The organism is Massilia sp. FBCC-B171 (assembly GCF_059134155.1).
The window spans coordinates 4,742,756-4,763,039 of sequence record NZ_CP101443.1 but is presented as its reverse complement, the minus strand read 5'-3'; the positions used below and the strand labels follow the sequence as shown (position 1 = coordinate 4,763,039).

16 protein-coding genes are annotated in these 20,284 nt (G+C 64.1%); 10 read left to right on the top strand and 6 right to left on the bottom strand.

Annotated elements, in window-relative coordinates; all coding sequences use genetic code 11:
* Window positions 1-62: 62 nt before the first annotated feature.
* The 6 genes from NMB41_RS21665 (at window position 63) to lhpI (ending at window position 6,119) form a co-directional block, all read left to right on the top strand.
* Complete coding sequence (locus NMB41_RS21665; protein ID WP_494379840.1) at window positions 63-1,622, top strand: hypothetical protein; 1,560 nt, start codon at window positions 63-65, stop codon at window positions 1,620-1,622.
* Window positions 1,612-2,370 (top strand): class I SAM-dependent methyltransferase, encoded by a 759-nt coding sequence (locus NMB41_RS21660; RefSeq protein WP_494379839.1) that lies wholly within the window; start codon window positions 1,612-1,614, stop codon window positions 2,368-2,370. The genes NMB41_RS21665 and NMB41_RS21660 overlap by 11 nt, the downstream gene beginning before the upstream one ends.
* A gap of 10 nt (window positions 2,371-2,380) precedes the next feature.
* Entirely contained in the window at window positions 2,381-2,782 is a 402-nt protein-coding gene (locus NMB41_RS21655) for a GtrA family protein (RefSeq protein ID WP_494379838.1), read from the top strand.
* On the top strand, window positions 2,779-3,807 hold the full coding sequence (locus tag NMB41_RS21650; protein ID WP_494379837.1) for a glycosyltransferase family 2 protein: 1,029 nt from the start codon (window positions 2,779-2,781) through the stop codon (window positions 3,805-3,807). The genes NMB41_RS21655 and NMB41_RS21650 overlap by 4 nt, the downstream gene beginning before the upstream one ends.
* Window positions 3,808-3,941: 134 nt before the next feature.
* Window positions 3,942-5,192, top strand: coding sequence for a glutamate carboxypeptidase (locus NMB41_RS21645; protein WP_494379836.1), 1,251 nt, complete (start codon window positions 3,942-3,944; stop codon window positions 5,190-5,192).
* Window positions 5,193-6,119 (top strand): bifunctional Delta(1)-pyrroline-2-carboxylate/Delta(1)-piperideine-2-carboxylate reductase, encoded by a 927-nt coding sequence (gene lhpI / locus NMB41_RS21640; RefSeq protein WP_494379835.1) that lies wholly within the window; start codon window positions 5,193-5,195, stop codon window positions 6,117-6,119.
* Between the two features lie 63 nt (window positions 6,120-6,182).
* Here lhpI and NMB41_RS21635 read toward each other — a convergent pair whose 3' ends face one another.
* Window positions 6,183-7,763 carry an isocitrate lyase gene (locus NMB41_RS21635; RefSeq protein WP_494379834.1) on the bottom strand — a complete coding sequence of 527 codons (1,581 nt, stop codon included), beginning with the start codon at window positions 7,761-7,763 and terminating at the stop codon, window positions 6,183-6,185.
* Window positions 7,764-8,300: 537 nt separating this feature from the next.
* Here NMB41_RS21635 and katG point away from each other — a divergent pair.
* The 3 genes from katG (at window position 8,301) to NMB41_RS21620 (ending at window position 13,185) form a co-directional block, all read left to right on the top strand.
* On the top strand, window positions 8,301-10,550 hold the full coding sequence (gene katG, locus NMB41_RS21630; RefSeq protein ID WP_494379833.1) for a catalase/peroxidase HPI: 2,250 nt from the start codon (window positions 8,301-8,303) through the stop codon (window positions 10,548-10,550).
* 478 nt (window positions 10,551-11,028) lie between these two features.
* Window positions 11,029-12,423 carry a group II intron reverse transcriptase/maturase gene (gene ltrA, locus NMB41_RS21625; protein WP_494379832.1) on the top strand — a complete coding sequence of 465 codons (1,395 nt, stop codon included), beginning with the start codon at window positions 11,029-11,031 and terminating at the stop codon, window positions 12,421-12,423.
* Between the two features lie 117 nt (window positions 12,424-12,540).
* Window positions 12,541-13,185, top strand: coding sequence for an FMN-binding negative transcriptional regulator (locus NMB41_RS21620; RefSeq protein ID WP_494379831.1), 645 nt, complete (start codon window positions 12,541-12,543; stop codon window positions 13,183-13,185).
* Between the two features lie 9 nt (window positions 13,186-13,194).
* Here NMB41_RS21620 and NMB41_RS21615 read toward each other — a convergent pair whose 3' ends face one another.
* The 5 genes from NMB41_RS21615 to NMB41_RS21595 form a co-directional block, all read right to left on the bottom strand.
* Window positions 13,195-15,006: a tetratricopeptide repeat protein gene (locus NMB41_RS21615; protein WP_494379830.1), complete on the bottom strand. Its 1,812-nt coding sequence runs from the start codon at window positions 15,004-15,006 to the stop codon at window positions 13,195-13,197.
* Between the two features lie 123 nt (window positions 15,007-15,129).
* A complete protein-coding gene (locus NMB41_RS21610) occupies window positions 15,130-15,807 on the bottom strand; it encodes a type 1 glutamine amidotransferase domain-containing protein (RefSeq protein WP_494379829.1) in 678 nt (225 codons plus the stop codon).
* Between the two features lie 25 nt (window positions 15,808-15,832).
* Entirely contained in the window at window positions 15,833-16,864 is a 1,032-nt protein-coding gene (curA, locus tag NMB41_RS21605) for an NADPH-dependent curcumin/dihydrocurcumin reductase (protein WP_494379828.1), read from the bottom strand.
* Between the two features lie 17 nt (window positions 16,865-16,881).
* On the bottom strand, window positions 16,882-18,039 hold the full coding sequence (locus NMB41_RS21600; RefSeq protein WP_494379827.1) for an iron-containing alcohol dehydrogenase: 1,158 nt from the start codon (window positions 18,037-18,039) through the stop codon (window positions 16,882-16,884).
* 81 nt (window positions 18,040-18,120) lie between these two features.
* A complete protein-coding gene (locus NMB41_RS21595; protein WP_494379826.1) occupies window positions 18,121-18,720 on the bottom strand; it encodes a TetR/AcrR family transcriptional regulator in 600 nt (199 codons plus the stop codon).
* 150 nt (window positions 18,721-18,870) lie between these two features.
* Here NMB41_RS21595 and NMB41_RS21590 point away from each other — a divergent pair, with 150 nt between their 5' ends.
* Window positions 18,871-20,283, top strand: coding sequence for a TolC family protein (locus NMB41_RS21590; protein WP_494379825.1), 1,413 nt, complete (start codon window positions 18,871-18,873; stop codon window positions 20,281-20,283).
* Window position 20,284 lies beyond the last annotated feature (1 nt).

The window sequence follows — 20,284 nt, the reverse complement described above, 5'->3', positions numbered from 1 at the left end:
GTCAACTACTTCCAGCCTCACTCCACGTACATTGTTTCTTGTTACTTTTCCCTGGACATCCCATGCTGCTCACCGCTGCCGCACGGCTCACCAAGACCAGGCTGGCATTCCTGGCGCTGTTGATGGTAGTGACCCTCGCTTTGCCGCTGGTTGATCCCGACTACTTCTGGCACCTCAAGGCCGGGGAATACATCGTCACGCATCGCGCGCTGCCCACAGGCGACGTCTTTTCCTTCACCCGCGCAGGCCAGCCCTGGGTGCTGCATGAATGGCTGTTCGAGGCGGTATTGTTCCTGGCGTATTCAAGCTGGGGGACTTTCGGCGTCCAGCTGCTGACGGCCTTGCTGGCCATGGCCACCCTCGGCGTGATCTTTGCCCTGATGCGGCGCCTTGGCCAATCGGCGCCCGTGGCCTTCATTCTTGCCGGCTGCGGCGGCTTCGTGTTCGCCAGCGGGTGGGCGCCACGTCCGCAACTGGCCACCTATCTCTTTTTCGCCCTGTTCCTGTCGATCCTGCTGCGCTTCAAATACGACGGCGCCCGGCGCGCCCTGTTCGCGCTGCCGCTGCTGATGGTGGTGTGGGTGAATGCGCATGGCGGCTACCTGATCGGGATCGCGCTCACTTTCCTGTTCACCGGCGCCGAATGGCTCAACTACCGGTTCGGCGCGGCGCGCACGGCGGCGCGCAAGGAAGGCCTGGTGCATCTGAGCTGGAGTGCCGCCGCCACCATGCTGGCCAGCCTGGCCAATCCCGAATTCGCCGGTCACTGGCTGTATCCGTTCCAGGTCCTCGGCATGGAGGCGAACCGGGCGATCCAGGAATGGCAGAGCCCGGACTTCCATGGGGACGGCCCCAGGATCTACCTGCTGCTGTGCGGCCTGTTCGTCCTGTCCTATATCCACGCAAGGCCGAAGCCCGACTTCACCGAACTCCTGATTCCCGGGTTTTTCCTGTTCAACGGGTTCATCTCGATCCGGCACGTCCCGCTGGCAGCGCTCACGCTCATGCCCTTCATCGCTCTGGCCCTCGCACGCGGCCCTGCGGCGGCCTGCGCCGCATGGTGGAAGGGCTCGACGCTCGGGCGCAGGTACGCCAATGCCGCGGGGAGCGGCACGCAACTGAGCGCGGGCGTGGAAGCAGGCCTGAACTGGCTCCTGCTGCTTGCCATCGCCCTTGTGCTGGCGCTGTTCCAGCCGCTGCTGCGCGCGAACGCGGAAAAGCAGGCCGCACTGCTGCCTGCGGCCGCAGCGGATTATGTGATCGCCCATGGGATCAAGGGAAACATGTTCAACGTCTTCGGCGATGGCGGCTACCTGATCTACCGGCTCGGGCCAGAGCGCAAGGTATTGATCGATGGCCGTGTCGATGTCTACGGCGATGCCTTCTTCAAGGACTACCGGGATGTGTACTTCGGCGCGGCCGGCTGGAAAGACAAATTCGACCGGCTCGCCATCGACTTCGCCATCCTCGACAGGGACGCGCCGATCCGGCAATTGCTGCTGGCCGACGGCAGTTTCAGGGAAGCCTTTCACGACGAGCGGCACTCCGTGCTGCTGCGTAGCGTGCCGCAGCGGGCGGCCCTGAGCCGCGCCGACCAGCAGGAGGCCGGCCATGGCCTCTGAAAGCGAACTGGTCGCGCTGCAGGAAACCCTGTACCGCTCGAGCAATCCGACCCGCCGCGCGCTGCATTGCGCCCGGCGCGAATGGATCATCGACGCCTTGCGCCGCCATGCGCCGGCCCCTCCTGCGCGGGCCCTGGAAGTGGGCCCGGGATCCTGCATCTACCTGCCGGTGCTGGTGCGCCTGTTCGATGAGGTGATGGCCACCGACGTCGAAGCTGCTTACCTGAAGCATGCCGCAAGCTTGCGCCACAGCCTGCCGAATCTGCAGCTGGCGCTGGACAACATCTGCGACACGGCCCTGCCGCCGGCGAGCTTCGACCTCATCCTCTGCACCGAGGTGGTCGAACACATCGCGGATTCCGCCGCCGCGCTGCGCGGCATGCGCCGCCTGCTCAAACCGGGGGGCGTGCTGGTGCTGTCGACCCCGCAGCGCTACAGCCCGCTCGAACAGGCTGCCAGGATCGCATTGCTTCCGGGCGTGATCGAGATCGTGCGGCGCATCTACAAGGAGCCGGTGCTGGAAACCGGCCACATCAATTTAATGACGGCGCGCACCGTGCAGCGCCAGTTACGCGAGGCGCGATTCGCCGTGCGCGAACAGCACCAGTCGGGCATGTACCTGCCGCTGCTGGCCGAATTTGGCGGCGCGGGCGCGCTGCGGCTGGAGCAGTGGCTGGAGCGCAAAGTGCGCGGCACCGTGGCCGGCGGTTTGCTATGGACGCAGTATTACGTCGCCCGCGCGGCTTAGGTTCCTGGCGATGAAGGCGGCGCTGGCCCGCTTCGCGCTGGTGGGCCTGGCCGGCAGCCTGGTGTATTTCGCGCTGCTCTGGACCATGGTCGAGCTGCTGGGCTGGCCGGTCTTGCCGGCAAGCTGCTGCGCCTTCCTGCTGGTGGTCATCGAAAATTATGTACTGCACCGGGCCTGGACCTTTCACAGCACGGCCCCGCATGGCCGGGCCTTGCCGGAATTTCTTCTCGTTAGCGCACTGGGCTTTTGCGTCAACGGGGCCGTCATGGCGCTCGGTGTGGAATGGCTGGGATTGAATTATCTGATGGTCCAGCTGGCGGCAATCGGTGCGGTGGTGGTCTGCAATTTCGTCGGCGCGCAGCGGATTTTCCGGGCGCAGCGATCGGTTTCTTACGGAAAGGACACGGCATGATGCGCGAAACACTGAAATACCATGACACCAGGCGGTCGCTGTCGGTGGTTGTGCCGGTCTATAACGAACAGGAAGTCCTGCCCGAATTCCACCGGCGCGTGTGCGCGGTACTCGCCACGCTCGACATGAACTGCCAGCTCATCTACGTCAACGACGGCAGCACCGACGCCACGCTGGACGTCATCCACGCGCTCGATGCGCAGGCGGCGCGCGTGCAGCTGGTCGACCTGAGCCGCAACTTCGGCAAGGAGATCGCGCTGACCGCCGGCCTCGACCATGCCGACAGCGACGCCGTCGTCGTCATCGACGCCGACCTGCAGGATCCGCCGGAACTGATCCCGGAACTGATCGAACACTGGCTGGACGGCTATGACGTGGTCTACGCCAAGCGCAGCCAGCGCGACGGCGAAGGCGTGATCAAGAAGGCGACCGCTTTCCTGTTCTACCGCCTGATGCGCAAGATGAGCCGGGTTGCGATTCCCGAAGACACGGGGGACTTCCGCCTGCTGAGCCGGCGCGCGGTGGACGCCATCAAGCAGCTGCGCGAGCAGCACCGCTTCATGAAGGGCCTGTTCGCCTGGATCGGCTATCCGCAAAAGGCCGTGCCCTACCGGCGCGCAGGGCGCTTCGCCGGCACCACCAAATTCAATTACTGGAAGCTGTGGAATTTCGCGTTGGAGGGCATCACCTCGTTCACGGGCGGCCCGCTGAAGGTCGCCACCTACGCCGGCCTGGTCAGCGCCCTGGGCGCGCTCAGCTATGGCGCCTATTTCGCGGTACGCACCCTCTTGCTGGGCAATCCCGTGCCCGGCTATCCCTCGCTCGTCGTGATTGTCCTCTTCCTCGGCGGCGTGCAACTGCTCAGCATCGGCATCATTGGCGAATACCTGGCGCGCATGTTCGACGAAAGCAAGAAGCGGCCGCTGTATTTTCTGAAATCCGGCCGCGGCACCCAGCCGTTCCGGCGCGCCACGCCGGCGGCCGTGGCCATGGTCGAAGCACAGGAGGAATGCATCGAAAGTTGAATGTCGTTCGCGCGCAGACAAGTGCCAGCCGGTTCCGCCGGCTGGCATTTTTTATTGGAGAATCGGTTGGCAGCGCTGTGCTAAGCTGGGCCGGGCAATATCATTTACACCATTTTATAAGGATAGCCATGGCGATGTCCGCTTCCCGCACGATGACGAAATGCAGCCTGGCGCTCGCCGCCGCGCTGCTGTTCAATGGCGCCGCACTGGCTGCCGGTCCGGTCAACAAGGATTTGTACGAGCGCGCCGGCCAGGCCAAGCCCGAGCTGATCAAGATGCTGGAGACCATGGTCAACATCGATTCCGGCACCGGCAGCGAAAAGGGCCTGGACCAGGTCGGCGCCATGATTGCCGATGAGGCGAAAAAGCTCGGCATGCAGGTGGAATTGTCATCGGCGGCCCCGGCGGCCGGGAAAAATCTCGTGGCCACCCTGAAAGGGAAGGGCAAGGCGAAGATCCTGCTGATGGCCCACATGGACACGGTCTTCCCCGACGGCACAGCGGCGGCCCGGCCCTTCCGCATCCAGGGCGATCGTGCTTATGGCCCCGGCGTGGTCGACGACAAGGGCGGCATCGTGGCGGCGCTGTTTGCCATCAAGCTGCTGCAGCAAATGAAATTTACCGACTTCAAGCAGATCACCTTGCTCGTCAACACGAACGAAGAGACCTTCTCGAAGGGGACCTTCCCCCTGATCGAGTCGCTGGCCAAGCAGCACGACGTTACCCTGAGCTTGGAGTCGGGACGCGCCGCCGATGGCCTCGTGGTCTGGCGCAAGGGCACTGCCGACCTGGCGATCGACGTCAAGGGCAAGTCCTCGCACGCCGGCGTCGCGCCCGAAGCCGGCCGCAACGCGGCCATGGAGGCGGCGCACCAAATGCTGCAAATGTCGAAGCTGGGCGACAGCGCCAAGCAAACCACCGTCAATTTCACGGTCATCAAGTCGGGCGAGCGTGCCAACGTGATTCCCAACGCCGCCCTCGTGCGCGGCGACATGCGCGCTACCGACGTGAGCGAATTCGACCGCGTCGAGAAGGAAATGGCGCGCCTGGCGGAGACGAAATTGATCGCAGGTACCGAGGTCAAGAGCAGCCTGGTGCGCGGCATGGCGCCGATGCCGGTCACGCCGCGCACCGAAGCGCTGGCCGCGCGCGCGCAAACCATTTATGGCGAGCTGGGCCTGAAGCTGACGATGGAAGGCTCGGGCGGCGCCGCCGACGCCAATTTCGCCAGCGGTGCCGGCGCGGCGACGCTCGACGGCTTCGGCATTGTCGGCGGCGCGATCCACTCCGAGGAAGAGTACGCGGAACTGAACAGCATCGCGCCCCGGCTCTACCTGTTGACGCGCATGATCATGGACCTCAGCACCAGGCCTCTGCCGCGCTAAATGAAAATCATCGACAGCGCCAGCACCCGCGCAGCACTGCCTTTCGATAACCTGATCGACGCGCTCGAACGCATGTTCGCCAGCGGCTGCCAGGTGCCGCCGCGCCACGTGCACACGGTCGGCGACGGCAAGGGCGCACAGGGCACGGTGCTCATCATGCCGGCCTGGCATGGCGGCTACATGGGCATCAAGACGGTCAACATCTTCCCTGGCAACGCCGCCCGTGGCCTGCCGGGCCTGTTCTCCACCTATGTCCTGTACAGCGCCGCGACCGGCGAACCCCTGGCCCAGATCGACGGCAACGAGATCACCTCGCGCCGGACCGCGGCCGCCTCCGCGCTGGCGGCGAAATACCTGGCGCGGCCGGGCGCACGGCGGCTGGTCGTGGCCGGTTCCGGACGCGTCGCCAGCCTGATTCCGGAAGCCTACCGGGCGGTGCTGCCGATCGACGAGGTGACGGTCTGGAGCCGCAACCATGCCGCCGCGCAGCGCATGGCCGGTGAACTGCGCCTGCCGGGATGCAGCGTGCAGACCAGCGCAGGCCTGGCGCAGGCCGTGTGCGCGGCCGACATCGTCTCCTGCGCAACGCTGGCGACCGAACCCATCATCCAGGGAGAATGGTTGGCGCCCGGCAGCCATCTGGATTTGATCGGCGGCTTTACCCCGGCGATGCGCGAAGCGGATGACGCCTGCTTCGCCGGCAGCCGCCTGTATGTCGACACCGTGGAAGCCCTGCAGAAATCCGGGGACCTGCTGGGACCGATGTCGCGCGGCGTGTTTGCCGCGGACGATGTCGCCGGCACCCTTGCGTCGCTGTGCCGCGGGCAGGGCGGCAGAAGGGAAGGAGAGCAGGGGCGCACCGTCTTCAAATCGGTCGGCACCGCGCTGGAAGACCTGGCCGCCGCGATCTTGGTCTATGAAAGCTAGTGCAATCTTTCTTCAAATAAAAAACGCCACCCGAAGGTGGCGTTGTCGTTTTCCGATGCCGGATTAGAACTGGTTCATCGTGTTGTGCTTGCCCGAGGCTTTCAGGGCCGCTTCGCCGCTGAAGTATTCCTTGTGGTCGTCGCCGATGTCCGAGCCCGACATGTTCTGGTGCTTGACGCAAGCGATCCCCTGGCGGATTTCCTTGCGCTGCACGCCGGCGACATAGCCGAGCATGCCCTGTTCGCCGAAGTAGTCCTTGGCCAGGTTATCGGTCGACAGCGCAGCCGTGTGATAGGTCGGCAGCGTGATCAGGTGATGGAAGATACCTGCTTCGCGCGCAGCATCGGCCTGGAAGGTGCGGATTTTTTCGTCGGCCGCAATCGCCAGTTCGGTGTTGTCGTACTCGACGCTCATCAGCTTGGTGCGCTCGTAGGCTGACACGTCCTTGCCTTCGCTCTGCATCTGGTCGTAGGTCTGCTGGCGGAAGTTCAGGGTCCAGTTGAACGATGGGCTGTTGTTGTACACCAGCTTCGCGTTCGGGATGACCTTGCGGATCTCGTTGACCATGCCGCCGATCTGGGCGATATGCGGTTTTTCGGTTTCGATCCAGAGCAGGTCGGCGCCGTTTTGCAGCGAGGTGATGCAGTCCAGCACGCAACGTGCTTCACCCGTGCCGGCGCGGAACTGGAACAGGTTGCTCGGCAGGCGCTTCGGACGCAGCAGCTTGCCGTCGCGCTTGAGCACGACGTCGCCGTTGCCCATTTCTTCGAGCGACACTTCTTCCACATCGAGGAAGGAGTTGTACTGGTCGCCCAGGTCGCCCGGTTCGCGGGTAACCGCGATCTGCTTGGTCAGGCCGGCGCCGAGCGAGTCGGTACGCGCCACGATCAGGCCATCTTCGACGCCCAGCTCCAGGAATGCGTAACGCACAGCGCGGATCTTGGCGAGGAAGTCTTCATGCGGCACCGTGACCTTGCCGTCCTGGTGGCCGCACTGCTTTTCGTCGGACACCTGGTTCTCGATCTGGATGCAGCAGGCCCCCGCCTCGATCATCTGCTTGGCCATCAGGTAAGTGGCTTCGGCATTGCCGAAACCGGCATCGATGTCGGCGATGATCGGCACGACGTGGGTGATGTGGTTGTCGATCTGCTCCTGGATCGCGGCCTTGGCGGCGCCCTCGGCGGCGTCGAGCTGGCGGAACAGGCCGCCCAGTTCGCGCGCATCGGCCTGGCGCAGGAAGGTGTACAGCTCGCGGATCAGGCCGGCGACGGCGGTTTTTTCGTGCATCGACTGGTCAGGCAGCGGGCCGAATTCCGAACGCAGGGCGGCGATCATCCAGCCCGACAGGTAGAGGTAGCGGCGGTCGGTGCTGTTGAAGTGCTTCTTGATCGAGATCATTTTCTGCTGACCAATGAAACCGTGCCAGCAGCCCAGCGACTGGGTGTATTTCGACGAGTCGGCGTCGTAGTTCGCCATGTCGTCGCGCATGATCTTCGCGGTATAGCGGGCAATGTCCAGGCCGGTCTTGAAGCGGTTCTGGGCGCGCATGCGGGCGGCGGACTCCGGGTTGATTGCGTTCCAGGCGCTGCCTTCCTTGTCCTTGAGTGCAGCGATGGCTTGGATATCGTCTTGGTACTGTGACATGTAAATCTCCTGGAGGTAAGCGAATAAAAAAAAGCGTTTCGTTTCAGCGCCGGGTCTGCCCATGACCTCAGGGGCAAGACCGCTACACAAAGCACAACGACATGGATAAATCATACCTGAATTGCCCGGGTTGGGTATGTCTTATATAAGACATATAACACAAACTTTTCACATCAAATTCAACGGCTTACAGTTTTAATTCCATGATATGAAATTATTTTTCGGAAAATGGAACCGCAGGCCTCCAGTTTTTTACTGCCCAGTTCACATTGTGAAACGCCGTTTTGGCAGTGGGAATGGCGCGTCCGCAGGCTGCCGGGTCGCGAGAACTGAAGACAAAAGGCCGATTGCTCAGCCATCCGATTAATGCAATACGTATTTAATCCGCAGGCAATTGATACCGATTATCGGGTAGCTGAAATACGCCGATGCGCAGATAAAGCTATTGCAGCAATAAGGAATGTCAATCCAGCGGCAATTCAAAGTTTGATAATCTGCGCTTGTGGTTGTTAAATTCTCACTAAACAGGAGCTCGCCATGGATACAGTACAAGCCGAAGCGAAATGTCCTTTCAGCGCGGCGGCCGGCGTTGGAAGGACCAACCGTGACTGGTGGCCGCATCAGTTGCGCCTGGATTTGCTGCATCAGCATTCCTCCAAGTCAAACCCGATGGGACCGGATTTCAATTACGCCGAGGCATTCAAAAGCCTGGACCTGGCAGCGGTGAAACAGGATCTCACCGCCTTGATGACCGATTCCCAGGAGTGGTGGCCGGCGGACTTCGGCCATTACGGCGGCCTGTTCGTCCGCATGGCCTGGCATGCCGCAGGCACCTACCGCATCGGCGATGGCCGCGGCGGCGCCGGGCGCGGCCAGCAGCGCTTCGCCCCCCTCAACAGCTGGCCCGATAACGTCAGCCTGGACAAGGCGCGCCGCCTGATCTGGCCGATCAAGCAGAAATACGGGGACAAGATCTCATGGGCCGACCTGATCATCCTGACCGGTAACGTTGCCCTGGAAACCATGGGCTTCAAGCCCTTCGGCTTCGGCGGCGGCCGCCCTGACGTCTGGGAACCGGACAACGACGTGTACTGGGGCCGCGAAGCCAAATGGCTGGGCGGCGACATCCGCTATTCGCAAGGCTCGCCCGGCGTGCAAGGGCATGGCGTGATCTCGAAGGATGACGACAGTGAAGTGCCGCACTCGCGCGACCTCGAAAATCCCCTGGCGGCAGTCCAGATGGGCCTGATTTACGTTAACCCGGAAGGCCCGGACGGCAAGCCCGATCTGCTGGCCGCCGCCGTCGATATCCGCGAAACCTTCAGCCGCATGGCGATGAACGATGAAGAAACCGTGGCGCTGATCGCGGGCGGCCACACCTTCGGCAAGACCCATGGCGCGGCGCCCAGCGAGCACGTGGCCGAAGAGCCCGAGGCGGCCGGTCTCGACGCGCAGGGCTTCGGCTGGAAGAACAGCTTCGGCAGCGGTAAAGGCCCCGACACGATCACCAGCGGCCTTGAAGTGACGTGGAGCAGCAAGCCCACGCAATGGAGCAACGATTACTTCGAGAACCTGTTTGGCTTCGACTGGGAACTGACGAAAAGCCCGGCCGGCGCGCAGCAATGGGAAGCCACTACCGGCGACGGGGTGATCCCGCATGCCTTCGACCCGGCCAAACGCCAGCGTCCGCGCATGCTGACGACCGACCTGTCCCTGCGTTTCGACCCCATCTATGAAAAAATCTCGCGGCGCTTCATGGCCAACCCCGACGAGTTTGCCGATGCCTTCGCCCGCGCCTGGTTCAAGCTGACCCACCGCGACATGGGCCCGCGTGCGCGCTACCTCGGCCCCGAGGTCCCGACCGAAGAACTGATCTGGCAAGACCCGGTGCCGGCAGTCGACCATGCGCTGGTCGACGACCAGGACATCGCCAGCCTGAAGGGCAAGGTGCTTGCGTCCGGCCTGACGGTGCCTGAACTGGTATCGACGGCCTGGGCCTCTGCCTCCACCTTCCGCGGTTCCGACAAGCGCGGCGGCGCGAACGGTGCGCGCCTGCGCCTCGAGCCGCAGAAGGACTGGGCCGTCAACCAGCCCCCGCAGCTGGCAAAGGTGCTCGCAACCCTGGAGCAGATCCGCGACGACTTCAATGCGGCCCAGCCTGGTGGCAAGAAGGTGTCGATCGCCGACCTGATCGTGCTGGCAGGTAACGCCGGCGTCGAAGAGGCGGCCCGCAAGGCCGGCTATACGCTCGCGCTTCCCTTCGCCCCGGGACGCACCGACGCATCGCAGGAGCAGACCGACGTGCCGGCCTTCGTTCAGCTCGAACCCATCGCCGACGGCTTCCGCAATTACCAGAAGACGCGCTACAGCGTCCCGGCCGAAGCCCTGCTGGTCGACCGTGCCCAGCTCTTGACCCTGACGGCGCCCGAGATGACGGTGTTGATTGGCGGCCTGCGCGTGCTGGGCGCGAATGCCGACGGTGGGCAGGAGGGCGTGTTCACCGGCCAGCCCGGCAGCTTGAGCAACGACTTTTTCGTCAACCTGCTCGACATGAACACGCAATGGCATCCGGCAACGGAGGCCAATGAGCGCTTCACGGGCCTCGACCGCAAGACTGGCCAGCAAAAGTGGACGGCATCGCGTGTGGACCTGGTGTTCGGCTCGAACGCCCAGCTGCGCGCCCTGTCCGAGGTGTATGCGAGCGCCGGTGCGGGCCAGAAATTCGTCGACGACTTCGGCGCTGCCTGGACCAAGGTGATGAACCTCGACCGTTTCGACCTCGCATAAAAAGAAGCTGCAAAGCGAAAACGCCAGCCTGCATGGGCTGGCGTTTTTTCTGGTGCGCCCGGCAGGGCGCACTTACTTGGAGGTGAAAGTCCTCTACTCACCCGGCAAGGGGAAGAGTTAGCGGAAGGCAAGGGTGTCGTGGGCGACTGCGAATCTGGAGGAAGCCGGAAGCAAAGCGCTGGCCTGACGAACAGGAAGCGGATGAGGCGGCGCGGCGGGGTGAGATGTCCAAAATCATCAAAGCCCAATACTTGCACGGAACGCTGCGACGTAGATCCGACAGGCATAAGCGTGAAGGTGAGTGCGCAATACCCGGGGAGATCTGCATGCATGCCTAGTGCTACCGACATCGAGAGGTGTTGGGATGTGCATGCAGAAGTCAGCAGACGGCATAGTAGGTTGGGCCAAGGCGGTGAGCCGAAGAGAACCCGACCGAAGGCCTGAACATTGAACAACGCGATTAGGACATTCGACCTCGATGCAAATCGACGACGCAACAAGGCAGGCAACTGCGCCAGATACGGAAAGAGGCGGCCGGATGTCGTCAATGGCTGTGCCTGGTGCCGAGGTTGGCACGGCGGCGGATGGGCAAACGAAAGCGGAAGGACTGCGGCAGATGGATGCCGTGGTTGAACGTAACAACCTGTGGCGAGCGTATGAGCGAGTCATGCGGAACAAGGGTGCGGCAGGAGTCGACGGACTCACCGTGGCCGAATTCAAGGCATGGCTGCAACAGCACTGGCCAAGCGTCAGGGCAGCATTGCTAGCGGGCGATTACATGCCAATGGCGATTCGCAAAGTGGAAATACCGAAGCCGAATGGCGGGGTAAGAACACTGGGCATCCCGACGGTACTGGACCGTTTGATCCAGCAAGCGCTGCTGCAAATTCTGCAACCAGAATTCGAACCTGAATTCTCCGAGCATAGCTACGGGTTCCGACCGGGCCGCAATGCATGGCAAGCGGTGCAACGAGCGCAAGGCTTTATTTGGGAAGGCCGCCGCTGGGTGGTTGACCTCGATCTGGAGAAGTTCTTCGATCGTGTTAACCACGACATTCTGATGTCGCGGATAGCGCGCAAGGTCAAGGATGAACGGGTTTTAAAACTGATCCGGCGTTACCTCGAAGCGGGCATGATGTCTGACGGGATCGTCAGCGCGAGGACGGAGGGCACGCCGCAAGGCGGGCCGCTGTCGCCGCTGCTGTCGAACATCCTGCTGACTGACTTGGATCGCGAACTGGAACGTCGGGGCCACCTGTTCTGCCGTTACGCCGATGACTGCAATATCTACGTCAGGAGCGAAATAGCAGGGCAACACGCGATGGCTGCGATCACCGATTATCTGGAGCGGAAACTCAAGCTTCGAGTGAATCGGGAGAAAAGCGCCGTAGCGCGACCCTGGGCCAGGAAGTTCCTCGGTCACAGCTTCACTTGGCATAAGCAGGCTCGTCTGAAAATCGCCGACAGCAGTTTGAAGCGACTGAAAGACAAGGTTCGGGACATCGTCGTTGGGAACGCCTCGCGCAACCTCGTCGCCACGATCAACGAACTGAACCCTGTGCTGCGTGGCTGGACATCGTACTTCCGGCTGACCGAGGTGAAGGGTGCGCTACAGGATTTGGATGGATGGATTCGCCGCAAACTTCGCTGCCTGTTGTGGCGTCAATGGAAGTACCCGTCGACACGTAACAAGCGGCTGCAAACCCGCGGACTGGATGCGGCGCGGGCGTGGAAATCGGCAAGCAATGGTCGTGGCCCATGGTGGAACGCCGGAGCGAGCCATATGAACGCTGCGTATCCGAAGAGTTCGTTCGACGTGCTCGGGTTGGTTTCGCTGCTGGAGACCCAGCAGCGCTTCCAGCTTGTTAAATGAACCGCCGTATGCGGAACCGCACGTACGGTGGTGTGAGAGGGCGACGGGGGTGACCCCGTCCCCTACTCGATCAGGGTAAAATGGTCCGCACTCATATCGTTCAGTTCGGGATGGTTCATGCACGTACAGACGCTGTTTCAAGAAACACGTGCACAGGTCATGCACGAACTCATGCAAGCTTATTCTCTCGGCTCGGTGACCTTCATGACGCCCGATGGAATGGAAGCCAACAGTCTTCCCATCGAGGTCGATACGTCCTGCGGCGAGTTCGGCACGCTGCGTTTCCACTTCGGGCGCAGCAATCCAGTGTGGAAGAGCCTGATCCCGGGCATGGAAGCGATGGCGGTTTTCCAGGGACCGAACGCGTATATCTCGCCGCGCTGGTATGTCGCCGGTCAGAAGAGCAAGAAAGTGCTGCCCAGCTGGAATTTTGCGGTGGTCCATGCCTACGGCACACCGCGTATTGTCGACGATGAAACCTGGATGCTGAAGCACCTCGCCGCGCTGACCGCCCAGAACGAATCCCGCCAGGCGCAGCCATGGAGTCTCGACGAAGCGCCCGTGGACTTCGTGCGGCAAGCGGCCACGCACCTGATCGGCATCGAAATCCCCATCCGCAGGCTGGTCGGAAAATGGTTCACCAGCCAGCAACGCACGCCCGCCGACCGTGCCAGTCTGGCGGGGTATTTGCGTGAGCGTCCACAGGACCTGTCGGCGGCGATGGCAAGCCTGATCGAGCAGGTCGATCGCCAGGGTCAATAAGCACAGCGATCAAAGCGACGACAGGGCCGGCCCCTCCGGCTTGCCCAGCCAGGTGGTTGCAAAGCGCTCCCGGGCAGCGGCCAGCGCGGCATTGTCGCCACGGACGCGGTACACCTCCATCAGCCCGCGCAGCGCCCAGCCGTTGCTCGGGGTGCGCGCCAGCGAGGTGCGGAAGACCTGCTCGGCGTTGTCGAGCTGGCCGGCGCGCAGCAGCGCCACGCCGAGCGACTGGCGCACCGGGTAATACCAGTAGGGCGGTTCCATGTAGGGCAGGGCGTCCTGGATCGCCACGGCTTCGCGGTAGGCGGCAATTGCCTCCTGCTGCTTGCCCTGCAGGTCGGCGATGCGGCCGCGCGCCACCGCCTTGGCGGTCTGGACAATTTCTTTCCCCGGAATCGCCCAGTCGGTAAGCGGCTTGAAATCGGCGCTGCGTTCGATGCGCTCGATGGCCGCCACCTCGCGGTTTGCGGCATCAAGCGCCCCTTTGCGCACATGGCCGATGGCGCGCGCGTAGTGCCACATGGCCTTGACCAGCACGAAATCGGATCCGGGATCGGGCAGCGCCACCAGCACGTCGGGGCTGCTGAACTGGACGTGGGCGAAATAGGGCGCCGACTTGACCGGCTGCAGCGCGCCGATGGCCTTGACCGCATCGGCCGGCACCGCCTTGTCGAGCTTGCCCGCGGCCTCGAGGGTCGTCTTGCCGTCTCCCCCCATCAGCGCGGACACCAGCACGAAGTGGATATTGTGCGGATAGTAGGCGCCGCGGTAGACGGGGTCGCTCGGAGAGGCCGAAAAATACTTCTCGTCGATGGCGACCGCCTGCACGTTCGACTGCAGCGCGTCGCGGTACATGCCGAGCCGGTAGTAGATGTGGGAAGGCATGTGCACGATATGCCCGGCCCCGGGAATCTGGCGCGCCAGCACGCGCGCGGCGGGGAGGGCCTTGTCGGGATAGGCCGAGGCTTCCATCGCATGGATGTAATAGTGGGCCGCGCCCGGATGGCTGGGGTTACGCTCGAGGACGCGCTCGAGCGCATCGACCGCTTCGGCCATGCGGTTCTTGGCCTGGGTGCCGCCGGGAGCCCAGTAATCCCAGGGCGCCAGGTCCATCAGCGATTCGGCGAACAGCACCTGGATGGTGTCGTTGTTCGGATGCGCACGCGCCGCCTCGGTCATCGCGTCGGCATAGGCCTTGTCGAGTTCGGGCCGCTCCACCTTCGGGTCGGCGCTGTAGCGGCGCGACACCGCGCGGATCAATGCCTGCTCGGCTGGTGCGGCCTTGTCCGCCAGCCGCATGGCGCTGGCAGCGGCCTGGACGGCCGGTGCGACCGCCTCGGGAAACATCGGCGCGTTGATGTTCGGCCCCAGCACCAGGGCTTCGCCCCAATAGCACATGGCGCACGCGGGATCGAGGGCCTGCGCGGCGCGGAACGACGCCGCCGCTTCAGCGTGGTTGAATGCAAAGGTCAGCCGCATGCCCTGGTTGAAATAAGCCTGCGCCTTGGAGTTCTTGGTCGTGACCGGCACCTGCAGGGTGCCGAGGTCCTCGTACAGCGGAGGCGGCCCGGCCTTGGCCGGCGGCGCCTTGGCGGGCGGCTGCTGGCTCGGCTGGAAGGGCTTGGTTTCCGCCTGCGCCAGTACCAGGTTCTCGAGCAGCGGCGGGCGCCCGGCCTGTGCCGGAGCGCACAGGCTGTTGCCGGCGAACAGGGGATCGAAGGCCGTGGGTGTGGGGGCGCGCTGGGCCTGCGTGGATGGCACGGCAAGCAGTACGAACGCTGCAGCGCCGGAAGCGACGCGTAATACGATTCGCGGTCTCATAACGCCCCCTCGGGTGTCGGCGTCCTGGTGCGCAGGGCGCGTGCCCTCTTGGAAGTATAAGTCAGGACTTCCAGGATTTATAGGCGAATTGCACTGCGCAAGCGCTGCGTTTCGGAGCGCTGGTCAAGACAGCAGCTTGACCAGCGCCTTCGCCGCCGCTTCCGACGAACCCGGATTCTGCCCGGTAACAAGCTTGCCATCGGTGAGCACGTAGGAAGCCCAGTCGGCGCCTTTCGAGTACACGCCGCCGTTTGCCTTGAGCATGTCTTCGACCAGGAAGGGCACGACCTTGGTCAGGCCAACCGCTTCCTCTTCGGTGTTGGTAAAGCCCGTCACCTGCTTGCCCTTGACCAGCGGGCTGCCGTCGGCCGCTTTCACGTGGCGCAGCACGCCTGGGGCGTGGCAGACCGTGGCCACCGGCTTACCGGCGGCGGCCATCGCTTCGATCAGGGCGATCGAGTCCTTGTCCTCGGCCAGGTCCCACAGCGGTCCATGGCCGCCCGGGTAGAACACGGCGTCGAAGGCCGCCGCGTCGACCTCGCCCAGCTTGCCGGTCGAGGCCAGCACGGCTTGCGCGTCGGTGTCGGCCTTGAAGCGCTTGGTCGCTTCGGTCTGCGCGTCCGGTTCGTCGCTTTTCGGGTCGAGCGGCGGCTGGCCGCCCCGCGGCGAGACCACCGTGATCCTGGCGCCGGCATCCTTGAGGGTGTAATACGGCGCGGCGAACTCTTCCAGCCAGAAACCGGTTTTCTTGCCGGTGTCGCCCAATTGGTCGTGCGAGGTCAAAACCATCAATACGTTCATGCGATTCTCCTGTGGTGAATGTTGATTATTCGGCGACGCGAACCACGAGCTTGCCGAAGTTCTTGCCTTCGAGAAGACCGGTAAATGCCTGCGGGGCGTTCTCTAGACCGTCCACGATGTCTTCGCGGAACTTGATCTTTCCTTCCTTGAGCCATGCGCTCATCTGTGCATGAAATTCGCCGTAGCGCGACCCGTAGTCGTCGAAAATGATGAAGCCCTGCATGCGGATACGCTTGGTCAGGATGGTGCGCGCGAGCAGGCCGAGGCGATCGGGACCGGCGGGCAGGGCAGTGGCGTTGTAGTCGGCGATCATGCCGCAAACCGGCACGCGCGCCTTGGTGTTGAGCAGGGGCAGCACCGCGTCGAACACGGCGCCGCCGACGTTCTCGAAGTACACGTCGATGCCGTCGGGGCAGGCCGCCGCCAGCTGCGCGGCGAAGTCGGGGGCACGGTGGTCGATGCAGGCGTCGAAACCGAGCTCGTCGACAACGTAGCGGCACTTGTCGGCGCCGCCGGCGATGCCGACCGCGCGCGCGCCCTTGATCTTGGCGATCTGGCCGACCAGCGAGCCGACCGCGCCGCTGGCGGCGGCCACCACGACCGTTTCGCCCGCTTTCGGCTGGCCAATGTCGAGCAGTCCCATGTAGGCGGTGAAGCCCGGCATGCCGAGCACGCCGAGGGCGCGTGAGGCCAGCCGTGGATCATCGTCGAGCTTGTTCAGGCCGGTCCCGTCCGAGAGCGCGTAGTCTTGCCAGCCGCTGTAGCTGAGCACCAGCTGGCCGACCTGGAAATCCGGGTGGCGCGACGCTTCCACGCGTGAAACGGTGCCGCCCACCATCACGGCGCCGAGTTCGACCGACGCAGCATACGATTTCGCTTCGCTGATGCGTCCGCGCATGTACGGATCGAGCGACAGGTACAGGGTGCGCAGCAGCACCTGGCCTTCCTGCGGCTGCGGCACCGGTGTTTCAGTCATGCGGAAGGTGTTGGCATCCGGAGCGCCGTGCGGGCGCTGTTGCAGCACCAGGCTGCGATTAACGTTGGCGGTTTGTGGCATGGTCTGTTCCTTGTCGATTAAAGGGCTGCTTCGAGAATGGCGCGGCTGACGGCGAGATCGATGTCGCCGTGTTCGCCGAGGCGGGTCATGCCGTGCGCGCCGAGCTGGCCGACGACGTCGTTGACGGCCGCCGTGCCCAGACCGTAGGCCGCCAGGCGGGTCGGGATGCCGAGGCTTTCAAAGAAATTGCGGGTGGCGGCGAGCGCGGCGTCGATGCGCTCGTCGTCGCTGCCGGCATCGATGCCCCATACGCGTTGCGCATATTGAAGCAGTTTCGCGCGTTTTTTGTCGCGCTGAACATCGAGCAGGGCCGGCAGCACGATGGCCAGCGTGCGCGCATGGTCGATGTCGTACAGGGCCGTCAATTCATGGCCGATCATGTGGGTGGCCCAGTCCTGCGGCACGCCGGCGCCGATCAGGCCGTTCAGGGCGAGCGAGGCGGTCCACATCAGGTTGCTGCGGGTGGCGTAATCCTCAGGCGCGGCGATCGCTTGCGGCGCGATCTCGACCAGGGTTTGCAGCAATCCTTCGGCAAAGCGGTCCTGCGCCAGCGCCTGTACCGGGTAGGTCAGGTATTGCTCGGTGATGTGGACAAAGGCGTCCACCAGGCCGTTGGCTACCTGTTTCGTCGGCAAGGTGTAGGTCTTGGTCGGGTCCAGCACCGAAAATTGCGGGAACACATGGACGCTACGGAATGGCAGCTTGCTCTGGGTGGCTTTCAGGGTCACCACCGAACCGTTGTTCATTTCCGAGCCGGTCGCCGGCAGCGTCAGCACGGCGCCGAAGGGCAGGGCGCTGGTGATCTGCGCGCCGCCGGTTTCCAGGATGTTCCACGGGTCGCCTTCATAGTGGGCGGCGGCCGCCACGAACTTGGCGCCGTCGATCACCGAGCCGCCGCCGACGGCCAGCAGGAAGTCGATGCTGTCATCACGGACCTGACCGACTGCGCGCATCAGGGTTTCGTAGCTGGGATTCGGTTCGATGCCGGAAAACACGCTCACGCTGCGCTCGCCCAGGGCGGCGCGCACTTCGGCCAGGGTGCCTGTCTTCTCGGCGCTGGCGCCGCCCACCAGGATCAGCACGCGGGCCGCCGGCGGCACCAGCTGCGCCAGTTGGGCCACGGTGCCCTCGCCAAAGACGATACGGGTCGGATTGTAGAAGTCGAAATTCAGCATGGGTTCTCCTGTATTAGACTGGTCGTCTAGAAATTGTGTTAAAAAACGCGGCGCAGGTTTTCCAGGCGCCGCTGGTGTTCTTCAATGCGCCGCCGGCATGCCGAGCATGGCGCGGGTGGCGCGCAGGGCGCCCTGGAGGGCGCTCGGCTCGCGCCGCAGCTTGGTCAGCAGGGCGGCGCCCAGCCACATTTCGTACAAGGCGAGGGCGCTGTGCTGCGGGTCGGCGCCGGCGGCGATCGAGCCGTCGGCGACGCCTTCCTCGATGCAAGCGGCCAGCCGCTGCACGATCTGGTTAGTTCCGCGCAAGAGTACGTCGCGCATCGCCGCCGACATGTCGGCCACTTCACCGCTCAGTTTGACCACCAGGCACCTGCTGCCGGCGCAACCATCGGCCGAAAGCGTCAGCCAGCTATCCCAGTAACGCATCAGCCGCGCGCTGGCGGGGGTGCCGTCGGCGGCCAGCAGCGCATCGAGTTCCGTCAGGTAGGCGCCGACATAATCGTCGAGCAAGGCCTCGCCGAACAGTTCCTTCGACTTGAAGTAATGGTAGAACGAACCCTTCGGTACACCGGCGGCCGACAGGATCTCGTTCAGCCCCACGGCCGAGTAACCCTTGCCGGTGAGGATGACTTTTCCGGTGTCGAGGATGTGTTGTCGTACGCTGTGCTGGTCAGTGCTCATGGAAGCAGTATAACGCATAATTAGACCAGTCGTCTTGGATGTCAAAATTGCGCCCGTTTGCCAAGCGCAAACAGAGTGGGCAATGTCGTTTTAGAAACGTTATGATGCGATCAGGGTATTTACAGTACGTTTTTTGGTTGGGAGTGAGGTATGAGGGTAAAGCTGATCCACGCCTGGCTGGCCGCGGCCGGCGCGCTGTCGATGCTGGCCCAGGCCGCCCACGGCGCTGCCGGCGTCGATTACGCGCAGGCCCTGCGCCAGTCGCGCGCCAGTTCGGGAGCCGTGAATGGCGCCCGCCTCGACGCCCAGGCCAAGACCTTGCAAGCCGAGGCGCTGCGCCGCATCGATGGGCCGGACGTGCGCCTGTCCGGCTTTGCCGGGCGCGTCTCGACCACCCTCAGCGTGGACACCGGCAACGTCGCGCAGCTGGTCAATCCGGTGCTCGATTCGCTGCCGCCGCTGCCGGGACTGAACCTGCCGGACATTCCGCCGGCCTTGACCGTGGACCGCGTGTTCGACGTGCGTTCGCTCGGCGTGAGCTCGGTCTGGCCGATCTACACCGGCGGGCGCCTGGACGCGGTCAAGCAGATCGCCGCCGGCCGCGCCGACGAGGCCGGCGCCGCCGTGCAGGCGGCCCAGGACGAAGCCGCCACCCAGCTGGCGCAGCGCTATTTCACGGTCCAGTTGGCGCGCAAGGCGGCGCAATTGCGTAGCGCCGCGGTCGACGTGGCCAGGGAACACCAGCGCGCGGCGCGCAAGATGGAAGGCGCCGGCCTGATCGCCAAGGTCGAACGCCTGAAGGCCGACGTCGCCGTCGACAACGCCCAGCGCGAAGCGGCCAAGGCCGGCAGCGACCTCGAGCTCGCGCAGCTGGCCTTGCGCCGCCTGCTCGACGCGCCCGCAGCCATCGATCCGACGACGCCGCTGTTCGTGCATGCCGAGGCGCCCGGATCGCTGGCCGCCTTTGTCGATGCGGCGATGGCCTCGAACGCGGCCTGGAAGCAAATCGAGAGCAAGCGCAAGCAGGCCGCGGGCGCCTTGCAGCTGCAAGGCAAGGCCTTCAGCCCCACCGTGATCGGCATCGCCAACTACAACCTCAACCGCGGCAGCTCGGCGCGCGCCAACTGGCTGGTCGGCGTCTCGGTCAGCGTGCCCCTGGTCGAGCGCATCGACCGCGCGAAAATGCAGTCGGCCGCGCGCCTCGAGCAGCAGCGGGTAGAGGCAGCCGCCGAGCAGGCCGGGCGCGACATCCCGACGCTGGCCGAGAGCCAGTGGCGCGCCATGGAAGACGCGCGCCTGCGCTACCTGTCGATGGATTCGGCGATCGAACTGGCGTTCGAGACGCGGCGCCTGGCGCAGGTCGCCTTCCAGAACGGCCAGGCGACTTCGACCGAGGTAGCTGACGCCTCGCTCAATTACACCAAGACGGCGCTAGAGCGCGCCCAGGCGGCCTACGAGTACGTGCTGGCGCTGGCGCGCCTGCTCGCCACCACGGGCGACCCGGACCGGCTCTATGCGCTGTCAAAAAACGCGACCTACGTCGTCGACCTCACGAAAGACTGAG

Coding starts and splice junctions, on each gene's coding strand:
- NMB41_RS21665 (WP_494379840.1), top strand. CDS start 63: ATGCTGCTCACCGCTGCCGCACGGCTCACCAAGACCAGGCTGGCATTC.
- NMB41_RS21660 (WP_494379839.1), top strand. CDS start 1,612: ATGGCCTCTGAAAGCGAACTGGTCGCGCTGCAGGAAACCCTGTACCGC.
- NMB41_RS21655 (WP_494379838.1), top strand. CDS start 2,381: ATGAAGGCGGCGCTGGCCCGCTTCGCGCTGGTGGGCCTGGCCGGCAGC.
- NMB41_RS21650 (WP_494379837.1), top strand. CDS start 2,779: ATGATGCGCGAAACACTGAAATACCATGACACCAGGCGGTCGCTGTCG.
- NMB41_RS21645 (WP_494379836.1), top strand. CDS start 3,942: ATGTCCGCTTCCCGCACGATGACGAAATGCAGCCTGGCGCTCGCCGCC.
- lhpI (WP_494379835.1), top strand. CDS start 5,193: ATGAAAATCATCGACAGCGCCAGCACCCGCGCAGCACTGCCTTTCGAT.
- NMB41_RS21635 (WP_494379834.1), bottom strand. CDS start 7,763: ATGTCACAGTACCAAGACGATATCCAAGCCATCGCTGCACTCAAGGAC.
- katG (WP_494379833.1), top strand. CDS start 8,301: ATGGATACAGTACAAGCCGAAGCGAAATGTCCTTTCAGCGCGGCGGCC.
- ltrA (WP_494379832.1), top strand. CDS start 11,029: ATGCAAATCGACGACGCAACAAGGCAGGCAACTGCGCCAGATACGGAA.
- NMB41_RS21620 (WP_494379831.1), top strand. CDS start 12,541: ATGCACGTACAGACGCTGTTTCAAGAAACACGTGCACAGGTCATGCAC.
- NMB41_RS21615 (WP_494379830.1), bottom strand. CDS start 15,006: ATGAGACCGCGAATCGTATTACGCGTCGCTTCCGGCGCTGCAGCGTTC.
- NMB41_RS21610 (WP_494379829.1), bottom strand. CDS start 15,807: ATGAACGTATTGATGGTTTTGACCTCGCACGACCAATTGGGCGACACC.
- curA (WP_494379828.1), bottom strand. CDS start 16,864: ATGCCACAAACCGCCAACGTTAATCGCAGCCTGGTGCTGCAACAGCGC.
- NMB41_RS21600 (WP_494379827.1), bottom strand. CDS start 18,039: ATGCTGAATTTCGACTTCTACAATCCGACCCGTATCGTCTTTGGCGAG.
- NMB41_RS21595 (WP_494379826.1), bottom strand. CDS start 18,720: ATGAGCACTGACCAGCACAGCGTACGACAACACATCCTCGACACCGGA.
- NMB41_RS21590 (WP_494379825.1), top strand. CDS start 18,871: ATGAGGGTAAAGCTGATCCACGCCTGGCTGGCCGCGGCCGGCGCGCTG.